The sequence below is a fragment of the Providencia sp. genome (assembly GCF_052096715.1).
GTDB lineage: Bacteria > Pseudomonadota > Gammaproteobacteria > Enterobacterales > Enterobacteriaceae > Providencia.
The window spans coordinates 1-11,347 of the sequence record NZ_JBQDNB010000049.1 but is presented as its reverse complement, the minus strand read 5'-3'; the positions used below and the strand labels follow the sequence as shown (position 1 = coordinate 11,347).

At 38.8% G+C, this 11,347-nt stretch carries 15 protein-coding genes; 6 read left to right on the top strand and 9 right to left on the bottom strand.

The annotated features are described in order from the left end of the window. Positions 1–405: 405 nt before the first annotated feature. On the top strand, positions 406–951 hold the full coding sequence (locus ACTH6U_RS21000) for a gamma carbonic anhydrase family protein (protein ID WP_294106968.1): 546 nt from the start codon (positions 406–408) through the stop codon (positions 949–951). Here the strand turns inward: ACTH6U_RS21000 and ACTH6U_RS20995 are convergent. Genes ACTH6U_RS20995 through dprA form a run of 5 tightly spaced genes read right to left on the bottom strand, consistent with a single transcriptional unit; the run spans position 927 to position 4,224 of the window. Continuing rightward, positions 927–1,187: a DUF1488 domain-containing protein gene (locus tag ACTH6U_RS20995; RefSeq protein ID WP_294106969.1), complete on the bottom strand. Its 261-nt coding sequence runs from the start codon at positions 1,185–1,187 to the stop codon at positions 927–929. The genes ACTH6U_RS21000 and ACTH6U_RS20995 overlap by 25 nt on opposite strands. Next, positions 1,184–2,002: a shikimate dehydrogenase gene (gene aroE, locus ACTH6U_RS20990; protein ID WP_441833064.1), complete on the bottom strand. Its 819-nt coding sequence runs from the start codon at positions 2,000–2,002 to the stop codon at positions 1,184–1,186. The genes ACTH6U_RS20995 and aroE overlap by 4 nt, the downstream gene beginning before the upstream one ends. Positions 2,003–2,009: 7 nt before the next feature. After that, entirely contained in the window at positions 2,010–2,579 is a 570-nt protein-coding gene (gene tsaC / locus ACTH6U_RS20985) for an L-threonylcarbamoyladenylate synthase type 1 TsaC (RefSeq protein ID WP_294106971.1), read from the bottom strand. Positions 2,580–2,591: 12 nt separating this feature from the next. Beyond that, positions 2,592–3,131 carry a topoisomerase DNA-binding C4 zinc finger domain-containing protein gene (locus tag ACTH6U_RS20980; RefSeq protein WP_441833063.1) on the bottom strand — a complete coding sequence of 180 codons (540 nt, stop codon included), beginning with the start codon at positions 3,129–3,131 and terminating at the stop codon, positions 2,592–2,594. 13 nt (positions 3,132–3,144) lie between these two features. Beyond that, complete coding sequence (gene dprA, locus ACTH6U_RS20975) at positions 3,145–4,224, bottom strand: DNA-processing protein DprA (protein ID WP_441833062.1); 1,080 nt, start codon at positions 4,222–4,224, stop codon at positions 3,145–3,147. Positions 4,225–4,357: 133 nt separating this feature from the next. On the opposite strand from dprA, the gene def reads away from it, so the two are divergent. The 5 genes from def (at position 4,358) to mscL (ending at position 9,147) form a co-directional block, all read left to right on the top strand. Then, complete coding sequence (gene def / locus ACTH6U_RS20970) at positions 4,358–4,879, top strand: peptide deformylase (protein WP_441833061.1); 522 nt, start codon at positions 4,358–4,360, stop codon at positions 4,877–4,879. Between the two features lie 22 nt (positions 4,880–4,901). Continuing rightward, the gene (fmt, locus tag ACTH6U_RS20965) at positions 4,902–5,849 is read left to right on the top strand and encodes a methionyl-tRNA formyltransferase (RefSeq protein WP_441833060.1); all 948 of its coding nucleotides are present in this window, start codon (positions 4,902–4,904) and stop codon (positions 5,847–5,849) included. 72 nt (positions 5,850–5,921) lie between these two features. After that, on the top strand, positions 5,922–7,208 hold the full coding sequence (gene rsmB / locus ACTH6U_RS20960) for a 16S rRNA (cytosine(967)-C(5))-methyltransferase RsmB (RefSeq protein WP_441833059.1): 1,287 nt from the start codon (positions 5,922–5,924) through the stop codon (positions 7,206–7,208). Positions 7,209–7,241: 33 nt separating this feature from the next. Next, on the top strand, positions 7,242–8,618 hold the full coding sequence (trkA, locus tag ACTH6U_RS20955; protein ID WP_294106977.1) for a Trk system potassium transporter TrkA: 1,377 nt from the start codon (positions 7,242–7,244) through the stop codon (positions 8,616–8,618). A 115-nt stretch (positions 8,619–8,733) separates the two neighbouring features. After that, a complete protein-coding gene (gene mscL / locus ACTH6U_RS20950; RefSeq protein WP_294106978.1) occupies positions 8,734–9,147 on the top strand; it encodes a large-conductance mechanosensitive channel protein MscL in 414 nt (137 codons plus the stop codon). Here the strand turns inward: mscL and ACTH6U_RS20945 are convergent, their stop codons facing one another. The 4 genes from ACTH6U_RS20945 to ACTH6U_RS20930 all read right to left on the bottom strand — a co-directional run. Next, complete coding sequence (locus ACTH6U_RS20945) at positions 9,148–9,348, bottom strand: alternative ribosome-rescue factor A (RefSeq protein WP_294106979.1); 201 nt, start codon at positions 9,346–9,348, stop codon at positions 9,148–9,150. Positions 9,349–9,383: 35 nt separating this feature from the next. Then, a complete protein-coding gene (zntR, locus tag ACTH6U_RS20940; protein WP_294106998.1) occupies positions 9,384–9,800 on the bottom strand; it encodes a Zn(2+)-responsive transcriptional regulator in 417 nt (138 codons plus the stop codon). A gap of 135 nt (positions 9,801–9,935) precedes the next feature. Beyond that, on the bottom strand, positions 9,936–10,322 hold the full coding sequence (rplQ, locus tag ACTH6U_RS20935; RefSeq protein ID WP_294106980.1) for a 50S ribosomal protein L17: 387 nt from the start codon (positions 10,320–10,322) through the stop codon (positions 9,936–9,938). A gap of 36 nt (positions 10,323–10,358) precedes the next feature. Further along, positions 10,359–11,347, bottom strand: a 989-nt coding sequence (locus tag ACTH6U_RS20930) for a DNA-directed RNA polymerase subunit alpha (RefSeq protein WP_441833058.1), incomplete at its 5' end; no start/stop codon positions are given.

Genomic DNA, 11,347 nt, shown 5'->3' with positions numbered 1-11,347 from the left:
AACTCATCTTTCGATGTCGACACTAAATTCTGTGAATCAGGTCGTTGTTGCGAGGTGTGTATACTACGTTTTTCTTTTAGAAAGTCAAGTGGTTATTTTCAACTTTTTCTTTCTTCACACCTTAGTGTCACTCACTTTTTCAAGTTTGGCTTAGGGTTTTCTTTTTCTAACCCTGACCACCGAAGTGGTTTGCCGTGACAACGGATGCGAATTATAGGGAGCTCTTAAAATTACACAACCTTTTTTTTAAAAAATAATACTGTTTGCGGATAAAATCATCACTATGTGTTTTTTACTACCACAATGGTTATAAAAGAAGCTCAATTTTCTTTATACTTATAGTATTATTCTTTTCTTTCTAAGATATTAATCTTCATAGATTGATTTTCTTTTATGGTTACCAATATGAATAAATTACTAAGACCTTATTTAAATACTTATCCAACTATCACATCTACTGTGTTTATCGATCCGTCTTCCGTAATTATTGGGGATGTTCGCTTAGCAGATGACGTCAGTATCTGGCCTTTATCTGTATTACGCGGTGATGTTAACTATATTTCAATTGGTGCCCGTACAAATATACAAGATGGGTCTGTTTTACATGTCACTCACAAATCTTTAAATAACCCTGAAGGTAATCCATTAATTATTGGAGAAGATGTCACCATCGGTCATAAAGTCATGCTTCACGGTTGCACAATCGGAGATCGAGTATTGGTTGGTATGGGCTCTGTCATTATAGATGGTGCAATAATTGAAAATGATGTTGTCATCGGTGCAAATAGTTTAGTTACACAAGGAAAGAGATTGGAATCAGGCTACCTGTATATAGGTAGCCCTGCAAAAGCTGTTAGAAAACTCACAGACAAAGAACTCAATCATTTACGTTACTCAGCAAATAATTATGTTGAATGGAAAAACAACTATTTGTCCTCTGACAACATATAGACGTCATTTTCATCTTTGAGGCCTTGACCAATCAAAGCCTCAAACTCTTCTTCTAAATCCCAACGGTGACTTTGGAATAAAGCAAGTGCCGTTTCTTGCTTACCATAGCGACTATATAGAAACGACTCTGAAATAATACACTCCGATAGCATTCCGCTAATAAGTACAGGAAATCGCACTTTGCGTGCTAATGCATCCCATTCTTCTCTATCTGGAAATTGAATGGCCTGATTCATATCCTGAGCTCACGTTGTAATATCGATAAAACGGGTGCTATTTCGGGAAGAATGCCGTGCCATAGTTTAAATGCAAATGCAGCCTGCCCAACTAACATACCTAGCCCATCAGCCACTATTTTTGTTTTATGCTCACCTGCAAATGAAAGAAACGGTGTTAGCGTGTTTTGATAAAACATGTCATAACAAGCAACCTCTGAAGAAAAAATATCAGGGCTAATCTCTGGGATCTCTCCGTTCACACCTGAAGAGGTCGCATTAATAATAAGATCAAATTCAGCAGATGCGATCTGACAGATCTCCCGACCTTGAATATGACCAATTCCCGAAAATTGCTCAACTAATCGTTCAACTTTGGAAAAAGTTCTATTCGTCAATGTGATATGACAACCATATTCTAAAAGAGGCAGCAAAGCACCTCGGGTTGCACCACCAGCGCCAATAATTAAAATTTTACTATTTGAATGAATAAACTCGAGTCGTTGTAGATCTAACAACAACCCCATTCCATCGGTGTTATCGCCTAGCAAACGATGATCATCAAGCTTCATGATGGTGTTTACAGCGCCACAAATTTGAGCTCTATCTGTCAATTCTGAAACTAACTGGTATGCTCTTTCTTTAAATGGCAATGTAATATTTGCGCCTTTCCCACCCTGAGAGAGAAAATTTACGACATTCTGCTCAAAACTATCTATCGGTGATAAGATTTTTTGGTACTCGAGGGAAACGCCTGTCTGCTCAGCAAACATTTGGTGTATCAATGGTGACTTGCTGTGCTCAATTGGGTTTCCAAAAACGGCAAACATTTCCATTTAATATTTATCCTTTACGATATAATTGCCCAGTCTTAGCATCTTTAATTTCAGATGGATTCTGTCGACCACCCACTAATCCATCAAGGACTGGAATGCTACCGTGAAATTGTTCAATAACATCATTAGTTGTTCTACAAGGCTCTAAACCACTCAAATTTGCACTTGTCGAAACAATTGGCTTTCCATATCGTTTACATAGCGCTTTAACTAATTCATGATCCGTGACTCGAACAGCTAAGGTATCAAATTTTCCCGTTAACCATTTTGGTGTGGTTGTTTTTGCTGGTATCACCCAAGTAACAGGTCCCGGCCAACTACTATACATGACGTCCATTTGCGCATGGGTTAACTGGCTATCATCAACATAGTTTTTCAATTGCTCATAATTATCAGCAATAAGAATCAATCCTTTTTCCCATGGACGCTGTTTTAGTTCAAGTAGCTTATTAACCGCTTTCTCACTATCAGGGTCACATCCCAAGCCAAAAACCGCTTCGGTTGGATACGCAATAACTTCTTCTTGTTCAAGTGATGTAATAATACGTTCAATTGCAGGTGTAGATTTATTTTGCATAGTTTTAACTCATTATTTTTCTTGTGACTTACCACAACGTTTACTGGCACAACATAATTTTACGCCCTGTCCGCCCTTTTTTTCCATCAATAATGGATATTCACAAAACTCACACTTTCCAGTAACTGGCTTATTATTGATTATAAATTGGCAGCTAGGATAATTATCACAAGCATAAAATGTCTTTCCAAACCTAGACTTACGCTGTAGCAGATTGCCTTTTTGACATTGAGGACAAGGGATCTTAGTTTCATCCGGCTTATCAATTAATTCAGTATGCTCACAACTAGGATAATGACTACAACCAATGAACATACCAAATCGGCCTTGTTTTAAGACTAAATCATGTCCACATTTAGGGCAGTTATGTCCCTCTAGTATTTTAACAATATGGCTTTCAGTTACTGAGCGTAATGGCCGCAAGTAATGGCATTCTGGATAACCAGAGCAAGCCAGAAAAGGGCCATGAGCACCATTACGAATAACAAGTAAGGCGCTACATTCAGGACAATATTCATTTTTTTCTGTATCAAAAGGCAATTGCTTCGACATGATTTTCTCTTAACTAACTCAACCTTATGTATCCACCAGCAGTAGAGGTAATAATTCCATTTATCTCCATTTCAGTTAAAAGTGAAATTATTTGTGTTATTGGCATTTGCATCTGTTCTGCAATTACATCTACGGGTGTAGCTTGGTATCCCACCATACCTAAAATTTTATTTTCTGTCAGGTTAAACTCTGTAACGGGTATATCTTCTCCCACTAATTCTGATTGTACCCAACTTAACTCACACTCTAGATGTTGTATGATATCCTCTGGTTGAGCCAATAAATAAGCGCCTTGTTGTAATAACCAATGATTACCACTAAATGCAGTGTTTCCTAGCGGCGCAGGTAATGTGAAAAGATCTCTATTTTGTTCAATTGCATAACGTGCAGTTATCAATGATCCACTTTTCATACCCGCCTCAATAACCACAATTGCTTTACTTAGACCACTAATAATTCGATTGCGTCGTGGAAATTGTTTTGGCAAAGGAGGGGTATCAGGTAAGTATTCAGAAACAAGTAATCCCTCTTGTTTGATTTGTTCAGCTAAAGATATATGTTGTTTCGGATAAATATTTCCAAGTCCACTACCTAATACAGCAATTGTATTACCGTGATTTGCAATTGCAGCTTTATGGCTCATTCCATCAATTCCTAAAGCAAGACCACTTGTAATCGTTAGCCCATAACTCACAAACTCTTTTACAAATATTTCTGTCCATTTTTGTCCATATTCACTCGCTTGACGACTTCCGATGATGGCAATTTGTGCTGTTGCCAATAATTCCTGTCTTCCTACTATAAAAAGCACAAGAGGAGGGTTATGGATTTGTTTTAATAAAAATGGATATTGAGGATTACTAAATGTAATCATCTGATTTTCTTTATTATCTAACCATTTGAGAACTAAGTTAATTCGATGCGTTGGCATATTCAAAAATTGTAAGCTTTGCATTTCATTCAAACCACATTTTTGCAAAGTCGTACAACTCATTCTATTTAATTGTTTTAGCTTATTAATTATTTGTAATGCGTACTGGGGTAATACTTTATTTACCTGAGACATCCTTAGCCAAATTTCCTTCACATTCATTTTGTCATCCTGACTTGTTTATTAACATGTTCTTTGGTGAACAAATCATAACCAATACTGTCAATATGCTAGATAAATGTCTAGAATAGGCATTAATTCCCATTCACATTCTTGGAAGCCGTTCGAAAAATCTATGTCAGTATTAAACGTATTACATTATCCAGACGAACGCTTACGCACTATTGCAAAGCCAGTCGAAAAAATTGATGCCTCAATTCAACGTATAATCGATGATATGTTCGAGACTATGTATGAAGAGGAAGGTATAGGGCTTGCTGCAACTCAAGTTGACATCCACAAGCGAATTATCGTTATTGATGTCTCTGAATCACGCAATGAGCGCCTTGTACTTATTAATCCTGAGCTGCTCGATAAATCAGGAGAAACAGGTATAGAGGAAGGCTGCCTTTCAATACCAGAACAACATGGGTTCGTCCCAAGAGCTGAACAGGTAAAAGTTCGAGCCCTAGACTACAATGGTGACTCATTTGAACTGGAAGCTGATGGGCTGCTAGCTATTTGTATCCAACATGAAATGGATCATCTTGTTGGTAAGTTATTCGTTGATTATCTATCTCCGCTAAAACGCCAGCGTATCCGTCAAAAAGTTGAAAAACTAGATAGAATAAAAGCAAAAGAAGCCAAGAATAGCTAATTAAATAAACAGGGAAAATTCTGTGTCAGAACCATTAAAAATTATCTTTGCAGGTACTCCCGATTTTGCAGCCAAGCATTTAGCTGCATTACTTGAAACTAACCATCAAATTGTTGGTGTTCTTACTCGTCATGATAAACCGGCAGGTAGAGGAAAAAAACTCACACCAAGTCCTGTTAAGATGCTAGCAGAAGAACATAAAATTCCCATCTTTCAGCCTACTACGCTAAAAGATACGGAGAACCAGCAGTGGATTAAAGATAGAAATGCCGACTTAATGATTGTGGTTGCTTATGGCTTAATTTTACCACAAGCCGTTTTAGATATTCCTCGTCTTGGTTGCCTTAACGTCCACGGTTCCTTACTACCTCGTTGGCGAGGAGCTGCACCAATTCAACGCTCTATATGGGCTGGCGACAATGAAACGGGTGTGACTATTATGCAAATGGACGCAGGTCTTGATACCGGTGATATGTTATATAAAACAACTTGCGCTATTACCTCCGATGATACAAGTGCAACACTATATGACAAATTAGCCATAACAGGTCCTAAAGCACTTATTCATACTGTAGAAATGCTATCATCTGGTCATTGTATTCCAGAAAAGCAGGATAATTCATTAGCAAATTACGCTGAAAAATTATCCAAAGAAGAAGCACGTATTGATTGGCAGCAACCAGCAGAGCACATTGAACGTTGTATCCGAGCATTTAACCCTTGGCCGATGAGTTATTTTATCATTCAAGAGCAACTAATCAAAGTTTGGCAAGCTGAAGTCATTACTGAAATACATAATAAGCAGCCTGGAACTATAATTAGCGCCGATAAAAAAGGAATTAGCATTGCCACTGGTAATGGAATTCTCAATATAACCCAGTTGCAACCTCCAGGAAAAAAAGCGATGAGCGCACAAGATTTATTAAATTCCCGTCGCGAATGGTTCACTCCTGAACAACAGATAGACTAATTTATCTACAAAATTGCCTGTAGATAAACTCAGGCAATTTTCATTCAGAAACTAAAAGACACACCTTCTCTTATGAAAAATACATATAATTTACGCAGTATTGCGGCGACTGCCATTAGCCAAGTACTTGATAATGGACAATCACTAAGTGCAGTGCTTCCCGAGCTACAACGAAATATAAATGATAAAGATAAATCTTTATTACAAGAGATTTGCTTCGGTGTCTTAAGATATCTACCTAAACTTGAATGGTTTATTAGCCAATTAATGGAAAAACCATTAACTGGGAAACAAAGAACCTTACATTACTTAATTATAGTTGGTATTTATCAACTACTTTATACCCGAATCCCAGCACATGCTGCATTAGCTGAAACTGTAGATGGGGCGGTTGCATTAAAGCGCCCTCAGTTAAAAGGACTTGTAAATGGTGTACTACGATCTTTTTTACGCCAACAAGTACAATTAGAAGAGCGCAATGAAAACAATAATAGCCAATACCTACATCCAAGTTGGTTATTAAAACGCTTACAAGATGCATATCCTAATGAATGGCAATCAATTGTAGATGCTAACAATCAGCGTCCACCTATGTGGTTAAGAGTCAACTCTCAATACCATAGCGCAAAGCAATACCTTGAATTATTAGAACAAGTTGATATTTCAGCACAACTACATCCTTCACGCCCTAGTGCTATATGCTTAGATGAACCAACCCCTGTATCAAAATTACCTGGATTTGAAGATGGTTGGTCAACAGTTCAAGATGCTTCAGCTCAAGGCTGTGCAGAACTTCTTCAGCCAAAAAATAATGAAAATATTTTAGACCTCTGCGCTGCACCTGGAGGTAAAACAACTCACATTCTAGAATTAGCGCCCAAGGCCAATGTGCTTGCAGTCGATATTGACGAATTTCGTCTAAAACGAGTTAAAGAAAATCTAAAACGACTAAAACAGCATGCAACCGTAATTGAAGGTGATGGAACTAAACCGGAACAATGGGCTGATGGACAACTGTTTGACAGAATTTTACTTGATGCACCATGCTCAGCGACTGGTGTTATAAGACGTCATCCTGACATCAAATGGCTAAGACGTGATTCTGATATAAATGAACTTGCACAACTACAATCTAAGATTTTAGAATCAATTTGGCCATACCTTAAACCTAACGGAACACTTCTTTATGCAACATGTTCTGTGCTCCCTGAAGAAAATAGTCTACAAGTTCAAAATTTTCTCGCTAAACACTCAGACGCGAGCCTAAATGATGGAACTGAAGCCGGATTGCAAATACTGCCGAGCACCACTGGTGGTGATGGATTTTTTTATGCCCGCTTGGTAAAACAGGCACAGTAACAGGCGATAAATTCTCACATATAGGAATATGCAATGAAGATCATTATTCTAGGTGCCGGACAAGTTGGCGGTACACTCGCTGAAAATTTAGTTGATGAGAACAATGATATTACTGTCGTTGACACCGATGCGGATCGATTACGTCAACTTCAAGATCAATTTGATCTACGAGTTGTCAATGGCCATGGCTCTCATCCCAGAGTCCTTAGGGATGCAGGAGCAGAAGATGCTGATATGCTAGTTGCTGTCACTAACTCTGACGAAACGAATATGATTGCATGCCAAATTGCATATAGCCTCTTTAATACGCCTAATAAAATTGCCCGTATTAGAGCTACTGAATATATACGTGAAGCCGATAAATTATTTCTGCCTGAGCAAATTCCAATTGACTATTTAATTTCTCCTGAGCAATTAGTCATCGATTACATCTACAAGCTCATTCAGTACCCTGGCGCACTTCAAGTTGTTAACTTTGCAGAAGGCAAAGTCAGTATTGTTGCGGTCAAAGCCTACTATGGCGGCTCACTCGTTGGTAATGCTCTTTCTAGTTTACGCGAACACATGCCCCACATTGATACTCGTGTTGTCGCTATATTTCGCCAAGATAGACCGATACGTCCTCAAGGCTCGACAATTATTGAGGCAGGTGATGAAGTCTTTTTCGTCGCATCAACTCAACATATTCGAGCCGTTATGAGTGAACTTCAACGACTAGAAAAACCTTACAAGCGCTTAATGATAGTTGGTGGTGGTAATGTTGGTGCGGGATTAGCCAAACGACTCGAAAAAGATTATAGCGTCAAATTAGTCGAACGAAACCAACAAAGGGCAACTGAACTTGCCGAGTTGTTACATGACACAATTGTTTTTTATGGTGATGCATCTGATCAAGAATTATTAACTGAAGAACATATCGAGCAAATGGATGTGTTTATTGCCGTAACTAATGATGATGAAGCAAATATTATGTCAGCAATGCTAGCTAAAAAAATGGGCGCGAAAAAAGCAATGGTACTGATACAACGCTCCGCTTATGTTGAATTAGTTCAAGGTGGCGTAATTGATATTGCGGTATCACCTCAACAAGCAACAATTTCTGCCTTATTAAGTCATGTCAGAAAAGCAGATATAGTAAGTGTTTCGTCATTAAGAAGAGGTGTTGCTGAAGCAATAGAAGCTATTGCCCATGGTGATGAAAATACATCCAAGGTTGTTGGTAAAAAAATATCAGAAATAAAACTACCACCTGGCACTATTATTGGTGCAATAGTAAGAGAAGATGAAGTTATTATTGCGAGTGATTACCATATTATTGAGCAAGGGGATCACGTCATCATGTTTATTACAGATAAAAAATATGTACCCGATGTCGAAAAACTATTCCAACCTAGCCCTTTCTTTTTATAGTAATAAGAAAAAGTAATAAATATTTGCAGCATAATTATTTTAGATACTATAATTTGTTAATCACATACATACTTTGTAGCAATTGAGTTACTTATTCAGGTTAAGGGGTCATCAAATGAGTTTTTTAAAAGAGTTTCGTGAATTTGCCATGAAAGGCAATGTTGTGGATATGGCAGTCGGTATTATTATTGGTGCTGCATTCGGGAAAATAGTTTCATCATTAGTTGCTGATATCATTATGCCACCTCTAGGCTTACTAATTGGTGGGGTTGATTTTAAACAATTCAGTATAATATTAAGAGAAGCACATGAAGGTTTACCTGCGGTAGTCCTTAATTATGGTGTTTTCTTACAAACAGTCTTTGATTTCGTTATTGTTGCTTTCGCAATATTTATGGCAATAAAAGTAATGAATAAAGTTCGCCGTGAAAAAGAAGAAGCAACACCAACTGAACCACCGGCACCAACTTCAGAAGAAGTATTATTATCAGAAATCCGTGATTTATTGAAAGAACAGAATAAGAAATAATTAAAAGGCCAGTGGTAATAAGTATATTAACTGATTACCACTGGCCTCCCAGTTAGCGTTTTTATTATTTACTCCTTTACGATTATAACTTCCTTTACCTTTTTTATTTTTTTCAACCCGTTGGCGAAATAATGGATCATGTAATAATGCCTCAATTGCATTATCTTTAATCTCACCGCGTTTATGCTGATATTTGCTCATAGCAGACCTTTTAACGTTAATTGATGATTTATAATTTAATAAATCTTTGATGCACCCTTCTCTAGAATCTCCATAATTGAACAATAGGTTGTGGCATGTTCATCACCACAACATACGGAACTCAACATTTTTAATGAGTCTCGCATAATAATAAGCTCTTGAATCTTTTTTTCAACCTCATGTAATCTGAGATCAACAATATGCTTTGATTGCTGACATGTATGATGCTCTGGATCGACTCTAATTGAAAGTAATTCCGTGATAGCCTCTAAAGTAAAACCCAGTTGCTTAGCATAACGAATAAAACGTAACCGTTGCAAATCCTGTTCCGTAAATAATCGGTAACCCCCTTCCGTTCTAACTTTATGCCCCATTAACCCCTGCTTTTCATAAAAACGAATAGTATCAGGAGTCACATCCGCAAGCTTAGCGATTTGGCCTATTTTATACATATTCATAATTTCTCACCAGTAGGTATGGATTTATAAAGAATATTTCAAGGGTAAAATGCAAATATGAAGGGTAAGAATAGCAGGTACAAAAAAACCGGGCAATAAATACCCGGTTTTCTTGAAAGCAATTACAGATTACTCTGCAACAACTTCTTGAGACTCTACAGCACGGTCAACAAGTTCGATGTAAGCCATCGGAGCATTGTCACCTGTACGGTGTCCACACTTAAGAATACGAGTGTAACCACCAGCACGAGCTGCGAAACGAGGTCCCAGTTCATTAAATAATTTTGCCACGATCTCGTTATCACGAGTACGGGCGAATGCCAGACGACGATTAGCAACGCTATCCGTCTTGGCAAGAGTAATCAGCGGCTCAACGACGCGACGCAGTTCTTTCGCTTTAGGCAGAGTCGTCTTGATTATCTCGTGACGAACTAAAGAACCTGCCATGTTACGGAACATAGCTTGGCGGTGGCTGCTGTTGCGGTTCAATTGACGACCACTCTTACGATGGCGCATGACCTTATCCTTCTCAGTAAAACCTTAACCTGTGACCTAATCGTCAGCGATACTAGCTGGCGGCCAATTTTCTAAGCGCATGCCCAGAGAAAGACCGCGAGATGCCAAGACGTCCTTAATTTCAGTAAGTGATTTCTTACCAAGGTTAGGCGTTTTAAGCAACTCAACTTCTGTACGCTGTACAAGATCACCGATGTAGTGGATAGCTTCTGCTTTAAGGCAGTTAGCAGAGCGGACAGTCAATTCCAGATCGTCAACTGGGCGCAGTAAGATAGGATCGAATTCTGGTTTCTCTTCTTTAACTTCTGGTTGACGTACATCACGTAAATCAACAAAAGCTTCAAGTTGTTCAGCCAGAATGGTCGCTGCACGGCGAATCGCCTCTTCAGGATCGATTGTACCGTTAGTTTCCATTTCAATAACTAACTTATCCAAGTCAGTACGTTGCTCAACACGAGCTGCTTCAACATTGTAGGCTATACGCTCTACAGGGCTGTAGCAAGCATCGACTAACAAACGACCAATTGGGCGCTCATCTTCTTCCGAATGAACTCGGGCAGAAGCCGGCACATAACCACGACCACGCTGAACTTTAATGCGCATATTAATAGACGCACTTTCGTCAGTAAGGTGGCAAATGATGTGCTGTGGCTTGACGATTTCGACATCACCATCATGGATGATGTCGGCGGCGGTTACAGGGCCAATGCCAGATTTATTCAAGGTTAAAATAACTTCATCTTTCCCCTGAACTTTAACCGCCAGCCCTTTCAGGTTGAGGAGAATCTCCAGGATATCTTCCTGTACACCTTCTTTAGTGCTGTACTCATGCAGTACACCATCAATCTCAACCTCTGTCACCGCACAACCCGGCATAGACGAAAGCAGAATACGGCGCAGTGCGTTACCAAGAGTATGGCCAAAGCCACGCTCTAAAGGCTCAAGGGTCACCTTAGCGTGCGTCGAACTCACTTGCTCGATATCTACCAGGCGCGGTTTTAGAAACTCTGTCACAGAACCCTGCA